This is a genomic window from Asanoa ishikariensis, from assembly GCF_900107455.1.
GTDB classification, from domain to species: domain Bacteria; phylum Actinomycetota; class Actinomycetes; order Mycobacteriales; family Micromonosporaceae; genus Asanoa; species Asanoa ishikariensis.
The window spans coordinates 2853637-2869625 of sequence record NZ_FNQB01000001.1; the positions used below are offsets into that span (position 1 = coordinate 2853637).

Here is a 15989-nt window from a genome sequence, read left to right on the forward strand (position 1 = left end):
GCGGTCCCCGGCGGGAGCGACGGTCCGGACCATCGCGGACCCGGGAGAATCTGATCTTGATCGGGCTCTTGATCTGGCTCGCCGGACGGGTTCGTTATCGACAGGGTTTGGTGATCCGGACAACCGGGGCCAAACTGCTCGGGTCCGGTCGGCATCTTGTCGGACCCGGCGACTAGCATCGCTCGGGTGAGCGACCAGCCCCGGATCCTGCTGCTTGATGGCCACTCGTTGGCCTACCGTGCGTTTCACGCCCTGCCGGTGGAGAACTTCTCCACCGCGACCGGGCAGTCGACGAACGCGGTGTTCGGGTTCACGTCGATGCTGATCAACATGCTGCGCGACGAGAAGCCGACGCACATCATCGTGTCCTTCGACGTGTCGCGGCAGTCGTTCCGCACCGAGCGTTACGCCGAATACAAGGCCGGGCGCGCTGAGACGCCCAAGCCGTTCCAGGGGCAGGTCAGCCTGGTCAAAGAGGTGCTCGCGGCGCTGCGCATCCCGGTGGTGGAGAAGCCGGGCTACGAGGCCGACGACGTGATCGGCACGTTGACCACGCAGGCGCGTGCGGCGGGCATGGAGGTGATCATCTCGTCCGGCGACCGTGACGCGTTCCAGTTGGTCGACGAGCATGTCACCGTTCTCTACCCCGTGCGCGGCGTGTCCGAGGTGTGGCGGATGAACCCCGAGGCGGTCGAGGCCAAATACTTCGTGCCGCCGACGCGCTACCGGGACAAGGCCGCCCTGGTCGGCGAGACCAGCGACAACCTGCCGGGCGTGCCCGGGGTGGGCGACAAGACCGCCGCCAAATGGATCAAGGAGTACGGCGGGATCGACGGCGTGATCGCCAACGCCGACAAGATCAAGGGCAAGGCGGGCGAGAGCCTGCGCGCCAACCTGTCCAACGTGATCCGCAACTACGAGCTCAACGCGCTGGTCTGCGACCTCGAGCTGCCGATGGGTCCCGAAGACGCGCGCTGGCACGGTTGGGACCGCGAGGCCGTCCACGAGATCTTCGACGCTCTCGAGTTCCGGGTGCTGCGCGAGCGCCTGTACCAATACCTCGACGCGGTCGAGCCCGAGGCCGAAGCCGGCTTCGACCTGTTCGGGGAGATCCTCGCGGCGGGTGGCGTCGCTCCCTGGCTGACCGAGCACGTGCGGCCCGGCGTGCCGACCGGCGTGGCCGTCGCGGGGCGGTTCGGCCGGGGCACCGGCGAGCTGACCGGCATCGCCTTGGCCACCGCCGACGGACCGGCCGCCTGGTTCGACCCGACCCAGCTCGAGCCGGCCGACGAGCAGGCGGTCGCGGCCTGGCTCGACTCCGCAGAGCACCCCAAGGTGCTGCACGACAGCAAGCCGGCCCGACTCTCGTTCTCCGCCCGCGGCTGGGGGTTGCAGGGCGTCGCCCGCGACACGGCGATCGCGGCCTACCTGGCCCGTCCCGATCAGCGCACCTACGACCTGGCCGACCTGGCGCTGCGCTATCTGCACCGCGAGCTACGCGTCGACGTCCCCGAGACCGGCCAGCTCACCCTCGACGGCCTGGGCGACGACGAGGGCGTCGTCGAGCAGAACCTGATGCTGCACGCCCGCGCGACCCTCGACCTGGCCGACGCGATCGACGCCGAGCTGTCCCGCGACGGCGAGCTCTCGATCCGCCTGATGGCCGACGTCGAGCTGCCGCTGTCGGAGGTGCTGGCCCGCATGGAGCAGGTCGGCATCGCGGCCGACACCGAATACCTCACCGACATCGAGGCGCACTTCGCGGCCGAGGTGAAGGCGTCGGCACAGGCGGCCTACGCGGTGCACGGCCGGGAGTTCAACCTGGGCTCGCCCAAGCAGCTCCAGGAGATCCTGTTCACCGAGCGCGAGCTGCCCAAGACCCGGCGGATCAAGTCCGGCTACACGACCGACGCCGACGCCTTGCAGGGCCTGTTCGCGCAGACCGGCGACCCTTTGCTGGAGCACCTGCTGCGGCACCGTGACGTCGCCAAGCTCAAGTCCACGGTGGACGGACTGCTCAAGTCGGTGTCCGACGACGGCCGCATCCACACCACCTACTTCCAGACCGTCGCGGCCACGGGTCGGCTCTCGTCGACCGACCCCAACCTCCAGAACATCCCGATCCGCACCGAAGAGGGCCGGCGGATCAGGCGGGCCTTCGTCGTCGGCGAGGGCTACGAGACGCTGCTGACGGCCGACTACAGCCAGATCGAAATGCGGATCATGGCCGACCTGTCCAAGGACCAGGCGCTGATCGACGCCTTCAACTCAGGCGCCGACTTCCACGCGGCGACGGCCTCCTCGGTCTTCGCGATGCCCCTCGCCGACGTCACCGCCGACCACCGGCGCAAGATCAAGGCGATGAACTACGGCCTGGCGTACGGGCTGAGCGTCTACGGCCTCTCCCAGCAGCTAGGCATCGCCGCCGAAGAGGCCCGCGGCCTCATGGACGAGTACTTCGACCGTTTCGGCGGAGTCCGCGACTACCTGCGGGCGATCGTCGACCGGGCCCGCCAGGACGGCTACACCGAAACCATCCTCGGCCGCCGCCGCTACCTACCGGACCTGATCAGCGACAACCGCCAACGCCGCGAGATGGCCGAACGGATGGCGCTCAACGCCCCGATCCAAGGCTCGGCCGCCGACATCATCAAGGTCGCGATGCTCCGCGTCGACGAGGCCATCAAGGAAGCCGGCCTACGGTCGCGGATGCTGCTCCAGGTCCACGACGAGCTCGTCTTCGAGGTCGCGGAGGGGGAGCGGGAGCAGCTCGAAGCCCTGGTCCGCGGCGCGATGGGCGGGGCATATCCGCTCGCGGTGCCGCTGGAGGTGTCGGTCGGCCTGGGCCGCGACTGGAACAGCGCCGACCACTAGCAGCGCAACGCCGGGCGCGAGTCGCTGATGCGGCGACTTCGGCGTCTCGACCGCCGGGCGGCGGGGTCGGGGGTCGGGGTCTCTTCTCTGCGGTCGACGGGAGCGGGTGGGCGGCAAGGTGCTTCGGCTGATCGGTTACTGGGACGGGCCGGAAGCTCGGGACGAGGGGTGGCCTGACGTCCGCGGCTTCGTCGACCCGACGCTCGAAGCGGCGGAGCGGGAGATGCTGGTGGCCTACCTCAGGTCCGGCACGCACTTCGTCGCCTGCGCTGGGTTCTCCCTCTGCCGCTTCTGCGGCGCCAGCAACGGCAGCTCAGAACAGACTGACGGCGAGCACTTCGTCTGGCCTGAAGGGCTGGCGCACTACGTGGAGGCGCACGGAGTCGGCCTGCCACAAGAGGTGCGCGCGGTCGCGGCACGTGGGCCGGCGGCCCCCTTGGACGCGGCTGGGCTCGAGCTCATGGAGAGCGAAGACCTGGACGGGGACGAAGCATGGTGGCGCGGCCACGTCAGGACTTGAGGGGGTCGTAGCCCACCACCGCTACGACGTCGCCGACTCAGCGTTGGCCGCGTACCCACTCGTCCAGGTCCAAGGGCGCCGAGATCGCGAGGTGGCGGTCGATGGTCTCGATCAAGGCCGGCACGCGGGCGCCGAGCCCTGCGTCCTCCGCCCAGGTGGTGAGCGTCGCGAGGAAACCGACGAGGTCCGCCTGAACCGCGTGGAGTTGGGCTGACACCGCCGCGCGTGCGAGGTCGACATGCAGGCCGGCCCGCGGTCCCTGGTCGCGCTTCGCCACGGAGTCCTGCCAGACCCGAACCAGATCACCGATGAACTCGACCTCCGGGCTCGGGTCATGGCCGAGCCACGACGGTGGGCGGCCCGCGTCGACCAGCAACCACTCGCGCCAATCATTCAGGTCGTTGCAGCAACCCGGTTCGACCATCGCTCCGGTCTCACTGTCGTGCAGCCGGACCCCGCCCAGAATCAGGAGCGTCTCCGCCGACACCACCAGGTCCACGATCTCGTCGCGTCCGGCGGAGGGCGGCACGTCCAGGCCATCCGCGGCGGCGGCCAGGAACAGACCGACCTCAGCCTCGGTGCGGTCGCCGTCGACCACCAGCCACGACGGCGGAGCCGCCGCAGCCACCGGCCAGGGCAAGGCCGCCTCAAGAGTGGGTACCGCGATGACCGCCTGCATTCTGATCACAGCGGAAGTCGAACACGATCGGACGCCTGACGTCAGTACTTGAGTGCCGAGTGGCGCATCGCGTAGCCGACTACCTTGCGCAGGTGGGCTTCAGAGCCACGATGCGCCGGCCCGACTCGCCGCCGCTCGACGGTTTCTGGCCGGACGTGCGTGAGTTGTCCGTGGCCAGCCAGCGCTCCAGCTCACCGGCGGCCGACCCGAAGTCGGCCACCTCGTCACTCACGGCGCAGCGCTTCCTCGGTGTGCACCGCGTCCCGGCCCGTCTTGTCGCTGCGGACCCGGTACTGCGGCTCCTCGGCCGACGCGTCCACGGTGCGGCCGGCCGCCGACCGCCTTGACGTGATCCGCTCCTCGACCGTTCCGCGTACCCGCTGGCCGTGGCTCTGCCAGCTCACCTTGTCGCCCTTGTGGAGTCCCATGAGAAGCGCATACCCGGTTGAAAACGGACAAAACTTTAGGCGTGGTCGTGCGGGCGTGAGATCGGAGCCGGCGTCTCGGCGGCCTCCGCCGCGCGGCGGCGACCGGCGGCGTGCATCCCGTACGCGAAATAGAGCACGAAGCCGATCGCCATCCAGATGACGAACCTGATCCACGTGTCGACCGGCAGGTTGATCATCAGCCACAGGCAGGCCACCACGGCGAGGATCGGGATGAACGGGACCCATGGTGTACGGAAGGAGCGTGGCAGATCCGGTCGGGTCCGGCGCAGGACGATCACACCGAGCGCCACCACCACGAACGCGAACAGGGTGCCGATCGACGTGAGCTCAGACAGCTTGGCCAGCGGCACGAAGCCCGCCATCAGCATCACCACGACGCCCGTGCCGATGGTGATCAGCCAAGGGGTGCCGAACCGCGGGTGCACCCGGGCCAGCGACGGCGGCAGCAGGTTGTCGCGCGACATCGCGAACAGCACCCGGGACTGGCCGAGCAGCAGCACCAGGATCACCGTGGTGATGCCGCAGATCGCGCCCAGCGAGATCACTTTGGACGCCCACTCCACACCGACGTCGCTGAAGGCCTTGGCCAGTGGCGCTCCGGTGTCCAATGACGAGTATTTTGCCATTCCGGTCACTACGAACGCGACGGCCATATAGAGCACAGCGCAGATGCCGAGTGACCACAGGATTCCGCGGGGCATGTCGCGCTGCGGGTTGCGGGTCTCCTCGGCGGTGGTCGCGACCACGTCGAAGCCGATGTACGCGAAGAAGACGATCGACGCCGCCGCCACGATGCCGAAGAAGCCGAACTGTTGCGGCACGATGCCGAGCAGCGCCTGCAACAAGGGCTCCTCACCACCGGACGCCCCCTGCGTGGGCTGCGCCGGCGGCACGAATGGCGTCAGGTTCGAGGACTTGATGTAGAACAGCCCGAGGCCGATCACGAACAGCACCACCGCGATCTTGATCGCGACCAGCAGGCCGGTGACCCGTCCGGACAGCTTCGTGCCGACCACGCCGACGACGGTCAGCAGCGCCACGATGGCCATCGCGCCCCAGTCGGGTGCGGCCGTGTCGCCGGCGAGCCAGGGCGGCAGGTCGAACAGCGTCTGCAGGTACGCGCTCCAGCCGCGCGCCACCACCGCCGCGCCCAGGCCCAGCTCCAGCACCAGGTCCCAGCCGATGATCCAGGCCACGAGCTCGCCGAGGGTGGCATAGCCGAAGGTGTACGCGCTGCCGGCCACCGGCACCGTCGAGGCGAACTCCGCGTAACAGAGTGCGGCGAGCGCGCAGACGACCGCGGCGAGCAGGAACGAGATGATGATGGCCGGGCCGGCGTTGCGGGCCGCCTGTTGGCCGGTGAGCACGAAGATTCCCGTACCCACGATCACCCCGACCCCGAAGACCGTCAGGTCGAGCGCGCTGAGCTCGCGCTTGAGCTTGTGACCTGGCTCGTCGGTCTCCGCAATGGACCGCTCGATGCTCTTGGTGCGCAAGACGGAGAAGGCCATGAATGCGATTCTCATCCCGCGGGCCGGGAACCGCAGCGCGAAGCTAGGGCCTTCCCGCCACGAAGATCGCCGTGCCGGGGAAGAGTCGGCCGCGCAACGGGCTCCACTGGCCCCAGATCGCCTCGTGCCCTTCGGGCCACTCCGGCTCGATCAGATCCTCGAGGACGAAGCCGGCGGCGACGAGCTCCCGGATCCGGTCGCCGAGCGTACGGTGCTGCTCGACGTAGGTCGGTACACCGGCCGGGGTGGTCTCCACATACGGCCGGCGGTCGAAGTAGGAGTGCACCGCCACCAGCCCGCCCTCGCCCGGGTCGTCCAGGAAGATCCACCGCATCGGGTGGGTCACCGCGAACACCCACCGCCCACCCGGGCGCACCACGCGAAACACCTCGCGCATCAGTGCCTCCGAGTCGGCCACGAACGGCACCGCGCCGAAGGCGGTGAAGGCGATATCGAACGATTCATCGCGGAACGGCAGCGCCAGCGCGTCGGCCTGGACCAGCGGCAGGCGTACGCCGGATGCTGTGTTCCCGGTCACAGCGTGCCGCAGCATGCCGGCGGACAGATCGGTCGCGACCACCATGGCACCCGCCGCGGCCAGCCAGCGCGAGGCGGCCGCGGCACCCGCGCCGACCTCGATGATCCGCCGACCGGCGACGGGCCCCAGCAGATGTGCGTCCGACTCCCGCAACCCCTCGGGGCACCAGCGGAACTCGACCTCGCCCAGGAAGATGCCGTGCTCAGCCTGGTAGGCGTCGGCATCCTTGTCCCACCAGCCACGACTGGCTCGCCGCGCCTCGGCGTCGGTCACCGCGCGCCGGCCCACTCCGGGATCGTCGTCAGACACGGTGACCACCCCATCACGCGGTACGTCGACGGCGCGGCTTGGGGAGGGCTTGCACGCTGTGGTAATGCGCACGGTAAGCTAGTCGATGCGCACGCGGATTGTGTGCCTCGGCAGGGAGCAGGCGTCCGCGGTCCACGGACACCATCAATGATCTTGGGCGATCGTTGCGGTGTGCCTTACGACCAATTCGCTGGCGCACACAGGTCATTAGCTACCCGCACCGCAGCTGTGACACACCATCCGACCGGAGCAACCGCCCACATGACGAGCAGCATCGAGACCACCTCGAGCGCAAACAAGGTCACCATCGACGATATCGGTTCTGAGGAAGCTTTCCTCGCCGCGATCGACGAGACCATCAAGTACTTCAACGACGGCGACATTGTCGAAGGCACCGTCGTCAAGGTCGATCGGGACGAGGTCCTGCTCGACATCGGCTACAAGACCGAGGGCGTGATCCCCTCTCGTGAGTTGTCGATCAAGCACGACGTCGACCCCGCCGAGGTGGTGTCGGTCGGTGACCACATCGAGGCCCTCGTTCTCCAGAAGGAGGACAAGGAAGGTCGTCTGATCCTCTCGAAGAAGCGCGCGCAGTACGAGCGTGCGTGGGGCACCATCGAGAAGATCAAGGAAGAGGACGGGGTCGTTCGCGGCTCGGTCATCGAGGTGGTCAAGGGTGGTCTGATCCTCGACATCGGTCTGCGGGGCTTCCTGCCCGCGTCCCTCGTCGAGATGCGGCGGGTCCGGGACCTGCAGCCGTATGTGGGCCGCGAGCTCGAGGCGAAGATCATAGAGCTCGACAAGAACCGCAACAACGTGGTTCTGTCGCGCCGCGCCTGGCTCGAGCAGACGCAGTCCGAGGTGCGCACCGAGTTCCTCAACAAGCTCCAGAAGGGCCAGGTCCGCAAGGGCGTGGTCTCGTCGATCGTCAACTTCGGCGCGTTCGTCGACCTGGGCGGCGTCGACGGTCTGGTGCACGTCTCCGAGCTGTCCTGGAAGCACATCGACCACCCGTCCGAGGTTGTCGAGGTGGGCCAGGAGGTCGAGGTCGAGGTTCTCGACGTCGACCTGGACCGGGAGCGGGTTTCCCTGTCGCTGAAGGCGACGCAGGAAGACCCGTGGCGTCAGTTCGCTCGCACCCACGCGATCCAGCAGATCGTGCCGGGCAAGGTCACCAAGCTGGTGCCGTTCGGTGCGTTCGTCCGGGTCGACGACGGCATCGAGGGTCTGGTGCACATCTCCGAGCTGGCCGAGCGCCACGTGGAGATCCCGGAGCAGGTTGTCCAGGTCGGCTCCGATGTCATGGTCAAGGTCATCGACATCGACCTCGAGCGTCGGCGGATCTCGCTGTCGCTCAAGCAGGCCAACGAGGGCTTTGTCGAGGGCGAGGAGCACTTCGACCCGACCCTCTACGGCATGGCTGCGACGTACGACAACGAGGGCAACTACATCTACCCCGACGGCTTCGACCCGGAGACGGGTGAGTGGCTCGAGGGCTTCGACAAGCAGCGCGAGACCTGGGAGACGCAGTACGCCGAGGCTCGTCTGCGGTGGGAGGCGCACACCAAGCAGGTTGTGTCGTCCCGCGCCGCCGACGCCGAGGCCGCCGCGGCTCCGCCGGCTCCGGCCGGTCAGGGTGGCGCGACGTCGTCCTCCTCGTCGTCCTCTTCGTCGCCGGCTCGTGCGGCTGAGGAGCCCGCGGGCACGCTGGCCACGGACGAGGCGCTCGCCGCGCTTCGCGAGAAGCTGGCCGGTAAGTAAGAGTTGACGGGTCCCCCCTGTCCGCGGAAAGCGCGGACCGGGGGGACTCTTCCTTTATGCCTGCTCCGGGGGCCGAGCCCCCGGACACCCCACGGCGGTGGTCTCGCGCCGCTGGCGCCGTTTGCGGCGGTCGGCCGTCCCGCGCCGGCTTTGGCTGGCCGTTGTTCTTGTTAGCCTGGCGGGCGTGTTGCAGGTGGGGTTGACCGGCGGGATCGGTGCCGGGAAGAGCGCGGCGGCTTCGCGGTTCGCGGCGGCCGGTGCTTTGGTGATCGACTCTGATCGGCTGGCGCGCGAGGTGGTCGAGCCGGGCACGGCCGGGCTGGCCGAGGTGGTCGCGGCGTTCGGGCCGGACGTGCTCTCCGCCGACGGCGCGCTCGACCGGGCGGCGCTCGGCCGGGTGGTGTTCGGCGATCCCACCGCCCGCAAGCGGCTCGAAGGCATCCTGCACCCGCTGATCCGGGCACGCAGCGCGGAGCTCGCCGCCGCGGCTCCGCCGGACACGATCATCGTCAACGACGTGCCGCTGCTGGTCGAAGGTGGACTCGGTGCCTCGTACCACCTGGTCGTGGTCGTCGACGCCACGCCGGAGGTGCGGATCGAGCGGCTGGTGCGCGACCGGGGGATGACCGCGGCGGACGCGGCGGCCCGGATCGCGGCGCAGATCGACGACACCGCCCGGCGCGCGGCCGCCGACGTGGTGCTCGACAACAGCGGCGCGCCGGAGGCGTTGGCTGCCGCGGTCGACGCACTGTGGACCGACCGCCTGGTGGATTTCGAGGCGAACGTGCGCGCCGGCCGCTGGGCCGACAAGGACCCGCTGGCGACGTTGGTCGACTACGACCCGACCTGGCCGCAGCAGTACGAGCGGCTGGCGGCCCGGATCCTGCGCCGCGTCGGTGGCGCGCACCGGATCGACCACATCGGCTCGACCGCCGTGCCCGGGCTGCCCGCCAAGGACGTCGTCGACATCATGCTGACCGTCGACTCGCTGGCCGAGGCCGACGCGCTCGCAGAACCACTGACCCGGGCCGGCTTTCCGCGCAAACCGGGCGTCTACCAGGACCGGCCGAAGCCGCCGGACGCCGGGCCGTGGGAGAAGCGGATGCACGCCAACGCCGACCCGGGCCGGCGGGTCAACCTGCATGTCCGGGTGGCGGGTTCGCCGGGCTGGCGCACTGCGCTGCTGCTGCGCGACCACCTGCGCGCCGACTCCGCCGACCGCGACGCGTACGCCGCGGTCAAGCGGGCCAACGCGGGCCGGCCGATCGACGACTACCTCGACGCCAAGGAGCCGTTCTTCGACGAGCTCTACGTCCGGGCCGACGCGTGGGCGGCCCGGACGCACTGGCGCCCCTAGGTTCTAGCCGAGCTGCCCGGTGGGCAGCGTCGGCACCGTGCCGTCGATGAAGTCGATCTGGCCGTAGGTGCCGGCCCGGGTACGCGCCTCCAGCCGCTGGATCGCGCCGGTCTTGTCGAGCCAGTAGCGCATCCGGGCCTGGCCGCGGCCGATGTTGCCCTGCTCGGCCGGCTTGGCGATCTCGAACACGGTCACCTTGACCCCGTCGACGGTGTCCTTGCGCAGGAACGAGGCGTGCTCCTCGAAGAAGCTCGCACTGTCCTGGGTCGGCGCGGCCACCGCGAGCGCCTCGCCGAGCAGCAGGTCGATGTCGAGGCCGCCGCGGGCGTCGGCGCGCTGCGCCCAGGCCTGGAACGTCCAGCCGGTGTCCGGTGCGGGCACCGGCGGCTCCTCGATCGCCTTGCCGGTCTTCGTCTGGAACGCCACCCCGGCCGTGTCGGCCCGCAGGAACGCCACGTCGGTGGGCTTGCGGACGTCGTGCACCGCCACGTACGCGACCGTGTTGTTCCAGTCCAGCCAGCCGCTGCCGCGCAGGTTGGCGACGGGCAGGGTGGGCACGTCGACGGTGAACTTCGCGCCGTTCCGGTCGTGGTTGCGCTGGCGCATCTTGGCCAGCAGGGCGGCCTCGGTCTTGCTGGGCGCACGCGGCGTGATCGTGCGCCCGCCGAACGACGCGACGGCGTTGACCTCGGTGCGGTTCGTGCGGTCGAGGTCGACCCGCGCCGAGATGTTGCCCGGCAGGAGCGCCTCGAACCGGCGGAGCTTGGCGGTCGGGTCGAGCCAGTAGCGCAGGGCGCCGCCGAGCTCGTCGAGGGCGGTCGGCGGGGCGGTGCGTGACGGGGTCGGGCTGACGGTGGCGCTGGGGCTCGGGCTTCCGGACGCCGTCGTCTTCGCTGGTGCCTTGGCCGACGGGGTGGCGGTGGGCAGCGGCTGCGGCGGGACCGCGGGGCCGAGCAGCACGTCGACCGTCGTACCCCCGATGCGGTCCGTGCCCGTCCATCGTGCGTCGCTCTTGGCCAGCAGGTCGGCGTGGTCCGGCTTCGGGTTGGCGACCACGAACACCAGCGACAGGAACGTGTCCAGCGGCGTCGCGGACTTCCCCGAGGGCGTCCAACTGCGGAGTTGCCAGCCGTCGGCGGGCGGATCGGCCGGCGGCTCGGCGACCGGCGGCGCCGGCTTCGTGGCGTCGCTCGGTCGTGGTGCCTCGGCCTCCGCGGCCGCTTCGGCCGGCGTCGCGGGCCGGGTCGCCACCACGCCGGGTACGGCCTGGAGCAGCCCACGCTGGTCGCCCGCTCCGGGACCACCGACCCGCAGGTACGCCAGTGCGCGCTTCCAGTCGACCCAGCCGGCGACCCGGACCTGGGTGTCGCCCTCGCCCCAGATCGCGTTGACGCCGGAGCGCTCGTCCCGGTAGTTGGTGACCCGCATCTCGGACAGCCGCTGTGCCTCGGCCGCGGACAGCGGTCGCGACTGTGTGGCCGCGTTGTTCGGTGCGCAGGACACCAGGCCACCGATCAGACCGGCGAGCGATCCGAGGGAGACGCAGACGAGGGCGACCAGCGCGACGATGCGCCGGCGCTCCGCGGGACGACGAGAAAGGGTCACGCGTGGTTGAACGGCGGATGCGTGGCTGAGGTGACGTGCGGGGGAAGGGTGCACGTAAGGGCGCTCGCGGCGGCCGGTCTGCGCATCGCGCGCGACCGCGTCGGGTGCGCACGCCGACTGATGTAGTCGGGGCTGCAACCACAGCGCCGGGGACGATCGGCCGGTGTGGAGGCCCGATCATGCACCCGGTCGGCCGCCGCGAGCGGCCTACGCTCAAACGGTAACGCGGTGACCTATCCCACACAATGGCAATATCGAAGCCGATCACGCACGCAACGTCCCGTCCCGGGAAGATGTCGTACCCCCGACGTAGTTTTAGAGGCATGACCCTGGACATCCCCCGCACCGACCGGCGGTTCGAGGTCGTCAGCGACTACAAGCCCGCGGGCGACCAGCCGGCGGCCATTGACGAGCTTGAGCGGCGGGTGCGCGCGGGTGACCGGCATTCGGTGCTCCTCGGCGCCACCGGCACCGGCAAGAGCGCGACGACCGCGTGGCTGATCGAGCGGCTGCAGCGGCCCGCCCTGGTGCTCGCGCCCAACAAGACACTCTGTGCACAGCTCGCCAAGGAGTTCCGCGAGCTGCTGCCCAACAACGCCGTCGAATACTTCGTCTCTTATTACGACTACTACCAGCCCGAGGCCTACATCCCGCAGACCGACACCTACATCGAGAAGGACTCGTCGGTCAACGAGGAGGTCGAGCGGCTCCGGCACTCGTCGACGATGTCGCTGCTCACGCGGCGCGACGTGGTGGTGGTCGCCACCGTCTCGGCGATCTACGGCCTGGGCACCCCGTCGGAATACCTCGACCAGGCGGTCCGGCTCAAGCGCGGTGCCGAGATCGACCGTGACAAGGTGCTGCGCCGGCTGGTCGACATCCAATACACGCGCAACGACATGTCGTTCACCCGTGGCACGTTCCGGGTCCGCGGCGACACGTTGGAGATCATCCCGGCCTACGAGGAGCTGGCCGTCCGGGTCGAGCTGTGGGGCGACGAGATCGAGAAGCTCTACTACCTGCACCCGCTGACCGGTGAAGTGATCCGCGAGGTCGACGACCTGTTCATCTTCCCGGCGTCGCACTACGCGGCCGGCGCCGAGCGGATGGAGCGCGCGATCGGGCGCATCGAGGTCGAGCTGGCCGAGCGCCTGGCGGAGTTGGAGGGGCAGAACAAGCTCCTCGAAGCGCAGCGGCTACGGATGCGCACGACCTACGACGTCGAGATGATGCGTCAGGTCGGGTTCTGCAACGGCATCGAGAACTACTCGATGCACATCGACGGGCGCGACCACGGCGACCCGCCGTTCTGCCTGCTCGACTACTTCCCCGACGACTTCGTCACGGTGATCGACGAGTCGCACGTGACGGTCCCGCAGATCGGCGCGATGTACGAGGGCGACGCGTCCCGCAAGCGGCTGCTGGTCGAGCACGGCTTCCGGCTGCCCAGCGCGGCCGACAACCGGCCGTTGCGGTTCGACGAGGTGCTCGACCGGGTCGGGCAGATGGTGTTCCTCTCGGCGACGCCTGGCCCGTGGGAGATGCGCGAGTCGGGCGGCGAGTTCGTCGAGCAGGTCATCCGGCCGACCGGCCTGATCGACCCCGAGGTCGTCGTCAAGCCGACCAAGGGCCAGATCGACGACCTGATGCACGAGATCAGGCTGCGCACGGAGCGCGACGAGCGGGTGCTGGTCACCACGCTGACCAAGAAGATGTCCGAGGACCTGACCGACTACCTGCTGGAGCACGGCATCCGGGTGCGCTACCTGCACTCCGAGGTCGACACGCTGCGCCGGGTCGAGCTGCTGCGCGAGCTGCGCAAGGGCGACTACGACGTGCTGGTCGGCATCAACCTGCTGCGCGAGGGCCTCGACCTGCCCGAGGTGTCCCTGGTGTCGATCCTCGACGCCGACAAGGAGGGCTTCCTGCGCAGCGGCCGGTCACTGATCCAGACCATCGGCCGGGCCGCGCGAAACGTCTCCGGCCAGGTCCACATGTACGCCGACAAGATGACCCCCTCGATGGCCCAGGCGATCGACGAGACCAACCGCCGGCGGGCCAAGCAGGTGGCGCACAACGAGGCCAACGGCATCTCGCCCGAGCCGCTCCGCAAGAAGATCCACGACATCCTCGACGACATCTACCGCGAGGCCGAAGACACCGAGGGCGCCCTCGGCGGCCACGGCCCCGGCGGCGCCATCGTCGGCGGTGGTGGGCGCCAGATGTCCCGCGGCAAGGGCCCCGTGCCGGAGACCCGCTCCAAGGGCAAGGCAGCGGCGGCCCGGCCGTCCCGCGAGGGCATGGCCCGGCACGACCTGGCCCAGCTCATCCAGCAGCTCAACGACCAGATGCTGGCCGCGGCGCGCGACCTCCAGTTCGAGCTGGCGGCCCGCATCCGCGACGAGGTGCACGAGCTCAAGAAGGAGCTACGCGGCATGGACGTGGCCGGAGTCAAATGATCGGCTACACCGTCGGAGCGCCCACGGGCGCGCTCCGACGGACCGTCGGCCCCTACGTCGGCTACGCCGAGTGGGCCGCGGGTCCGCTCGCCCGCCGCGAGGTCGCCGTCTCCCGCTGCGTCCTGGTGCTCGGCTGGGGTGCGTCGTTGGACGTCCGCGACCCGCGCGGCCCGTCCGGCGGCGCGACCGGCGTGGCGTCCTTCGCGGCCGGGCTGTCCGACTGCTACGTCGACACGGTCACCGCGCCGGGCACCGCGTCGGGCGTGCAGGTGATGCTCGACCCGCTGGTCGCGGCCCGCATCCTGGGGCGGCCGTTGGGCGAGGTCGCCAATCGGGTGGTCGCGGTCGACTCCCTGGACGGCCCGGGGCTGCGCGACTTCCGCGCGCTGCCCGCGCGACTCGGGGCGGCGGCCGGCTGGGACGAGCGGTTCGCGCTGCTCGACCGGGCGTTCGGCGCCCGGCTGGCGGACACCCCTGAGCCGGACCGCCGACTGGCCGGCGCGTGGCATTCGCTGCGCCGCAGCCGCGGCGCGATCCCGGTCGACGCGCTTGCCGCATCCGTCGGTTGGAGCCGACGCCACCTTGGTGCCGTCTTTCGGCGAGAGCTTGGGCTGCCACCCAAGGTGTTGGGGCGGCTGGTCCGCTTCGAGCGCGCGTATCGGCTCGCGGGGCGCGCGGCGGACGAGGGGTGGGCTTCGGTCGCTGCGGACGCGGGCTACTACGACCAGGCGCACTTGATCCGCGACTTCCGCACGTTCACCGGCTCGACCCCGGCGCGGTTGGCCACGTCGCCGGCCGACAGCCCGGCGCTCCTGACGGCAGCCGAGGCCTGACGGCTCCGCGCCGCCGCTGAACGGCGTGCGCGCCTCGCGGCTTCGTGGCCGTTGGGTCGTGCTGTCCGCGGCCCAGCGGTCAGTCGTGGGGTTCGTGCCTGCCGAGGCGATATCTGTGGTGGTGGCGCGGTGAGGCTGGTCTGTGGCGCGGCCCGGCGGTGGCGCGGTGAGGCTGGCTTGCGGCGTGGCCATGCGGTGGCGCGGTGAGGCTGCGGCGTGGCCCGGCGGTCCGCGGTGCGTGACTGCCGGGGTGAACCTGGTGCGGCGCCGCGGCGGGACCGGCCTGCGGCATCGCTCGACGGTCGCGGTTTGTCAGCCGTAGCGGTTGAAGCCGCCCTCCGAGTCGATCACCTGGCCGGTGACCCACGACGCGTCCGGTGAACAGAGCCAGCCGACCAGCCGGGCGGCGTCGTCCGGCGCGCCCCACCTGCCGCCGGGGAAGAGATGGGCCGCGGCGGCCTGGTCGTCGGGCGTGGCCCAACCGGTGTCGGTCGGCCCGGGGTTCAGACAGTTGATGGTGATGCCGCGATGCATCAGCGTGGTCCCGAGCTGCTGGGTCAGGTTCTCCACGGCGGCCTTGCTGACCGCGTAGGGGAGCTCTCCGATCATCGGACCCAGCCGCTGACCGCTGGAGAACAACACGACCCGGCCGGAGCCGCCGTGGTGTGCGGCCGCGTATGCCTCGATCAGCAGCATCGTCGCCCGGACGTTGACGATCAGGTGTCGGTCGATCTCGTCGGGGTCCAACTCGCCGAAGGTGTTGCTGGTCGAGTAGGTGTGCACCGCGACGAGCGTGTCCACCCGGCCGAACCGGTCGACCGCCGCCCGGACCAGCGCGGCCGGGGCGGCGGGGTCGGTCAGGTCGACGGGGGAGTAGTGGTGCGGCCCGCCCGTCAGCTCGGCCAGGATGGCTGGAACGCCGTCGGGGTCGCCGCCGTAGGGCTGGTCGGCGTCGTAGGACGGCAGCCCGCTCAACAGAAGCCGATGCCCGTCGCCCGCCAGCCGTCGGGCGACCGCCGCGCCGATCCCGGCCCGTCTGCTGACCCCGGTCACGAGCGCTACGCGATCCGTCATCGGGCGACTAAAGCACATGT

General features: G+C 70.2%; 13 protein-coding genes. 6 read left to right on the top strand and 7 right to left on the bottom strand.

Annotation, left to right across the window (positions count from 1 at the left end; translation table 11 throughout):
- Nucleotides 1–186: 186 nt before the first annotated feature.
- Entirely contained in the window at nucleotides 187–2874 is a 2688-nt protein-coding gene (gene polA, locus BLV39_RS13380) for a DNA polymerase I (RefSeq protein ID WP_204082891.1), read from the top strand.
- A 118-nt stretch (nucleotides 2875–2992) separates the two neighbouring features.
- Nucleotides 2993–3394 carry a hypothetical protein gene (locus tag BLV39_RS13385; protein ID WP_204082890.1) on the top strand — a complete coding sequence of 134 codons (402 nt, stop codon included), beginning with the start codon at nucleotides 2993–2995 and terminating at the stop codon, nucleotides 3392–3394.
- Nucleotides 3395–3431: 37 nt separating this feature from the next.
- On the opposite strand, the gene BLV39_RS13390 is transcribed toward BLV39_RS13385, so the two are convergent.
- The 5 genes from BLV39_RS13390 to BLV39_RS13405 form a co-directional block, all read right to left on the bottom strand.
- A complete protein-coding gene (locus BLV39_RS13390) occupies nucleotides 3432–4073 on the bottom strand; it encodes a hypothetical protein (RefSeq protein WP_090790699.1) in 642 nt (213 codons plus the stop codon).
- Nucleotides 4074–4152: 79 nt separating this feature from the next.
- Complete coding sequence (locus BLV39_RS42320; protein WP_204082889.1) at nucleotides 4153–4305, bottom strand: DUF3140 domain-containing protein; 153 nt, start codon at nucleotides 4303–4305, stop codon at nucleotides 4153–4155.
- On the bottom strand, nucleotides 4298–4501 hold the full coding sequence (locus BLV39_RS13395; protein ID WP_089253723.1) for a hypervirulence associated TUDOR domain-containing protein: 204 nt from the start codon (nucleotides 4499–4501) through the stop codon (nucleotides 4298–4300). The genes BLV39_RS42320 and BLV39_RS13395 overlap by 8 nt, the downstream gene beginning before the upstream one ends.
- A gap of 35 nt (nucleotides 4502–4536) precedes the next feature.
- Nucleotides 4537–6033, bottom strand: a complete 1497-nt coding sequence (locus BLV39_RS13400) for an amino acid permease (RefSeq protein ID WP_090790700.1) — start codon at nucleotides 6031–6033, stop codon at nucleotides 4537–4539.
- A gap of 43 nt (nucleotides 6034–6076) precedes the next feature.
- Nucleotides 6077–6880, bottom strand: a complete 804-nt coding sequence (locus BLV39_RS13405; RefSeq protein ID WP_239083900.1) for a class I SAM-dependent methyltransferase — start codon at nucleotides 6878–6880, stop codon at nucleotides 6077–6079.
- 261 nt (nucleotides 6881–7141) lie between these two features.
- Between BLV39_RS13405 and rpsA the strand changes: the two genes are divergently transcribed.
- Both rpsA and coaE read left to right on the top strand, forming a co-directional pair.
- On the top strand, nucleotides 7142–8641 hold the full coding sequence (gene rpsA, locus BLV39_RS13410; protein WP_090790704.1) for a 30S ribosomal protein S1: 1500 nt from the start codon (nucleotides 7142–7144) through the stop codon (nucleotides 8639–8641).
- A gap of 184 nt (nucleotides 8642–8825) precedes the next feature.
- The gene (gene coaE, locus BLV39_RS13415; protein ID WP_090790706.1) at nucleotides 8826–9998 is read left to right on the top strand and encodes a dephospho-CoA kinase; all 1173 of its coding nucleotides are present in this window, start codon (nucleotides 8826–8828) and stop codon (nucleotides 9996–9998) included.
- A gap of 3 nt (nucleotides 9999–10001) precedes the next feature.
- On the opposite strand, the gene BLV39_RS13420 is transcribed toward coaE, so the two are convergent.
- Nucleotides 10002–11603 (bottom strand): hypothetical protein, encoded by a 1602-nt coding sequence (locus BLV39_RS13420; protein ID WP_090790708.1) that lies wholly within the window; start codon nucleotides 11601–11603, stop codon nucleotides 10002–10004.
- Nucleotides 11604–11926: 323 nt separating this feature from the next.
- Between BLV39_RS13420 and uvrB the strand changes: the two genes are divergently transcribed.
- Entirely contained in the window at nucleotides 11927–14062 is a 2136-nt protein-coding gene (gene uvrB / locus BLV39_RS13425) for an excinuclease ABC subunit UvrB (protein ID WP_090790710.1), read from the top strand.
- Nucleotides 14059–14895 carry a helix-turn-helix domain-containing protein gene (locus BLV39_RS13430; RefSeq protein WP_090790712.1) on the top strand — a complete coding sequence of 279 codons (837 nt, stop codon included), beginning with the start codon at nucleotides 14059–14061 and terminating at the stop codon, nucleotides 14893–14895. The genes uvrB and BLV39_RS13430 overlap by 4 nt, the downstream gene beginning before the upstream one ends.
- 312 nt (nucleotides 14896–15207) lie before the next feature.
- Here the strand turns inward: BLV39_RS13430 and BLV39_RS13435 are convergent, their stop codons facing one another.
- Nucleotides 15208–15969, bottom strand: coding sequence for an SDR family oxidoreductase (locus BLV39_RS13435; RefSeq protein WP_090790713.1), 762 nt, complete (start codon nucleotides 15967–15969; stop codon nucleotides 15208–15210).
- Between the last annotated feature and the right edge of the window lie 20 nt (nucleotides 15970–15989).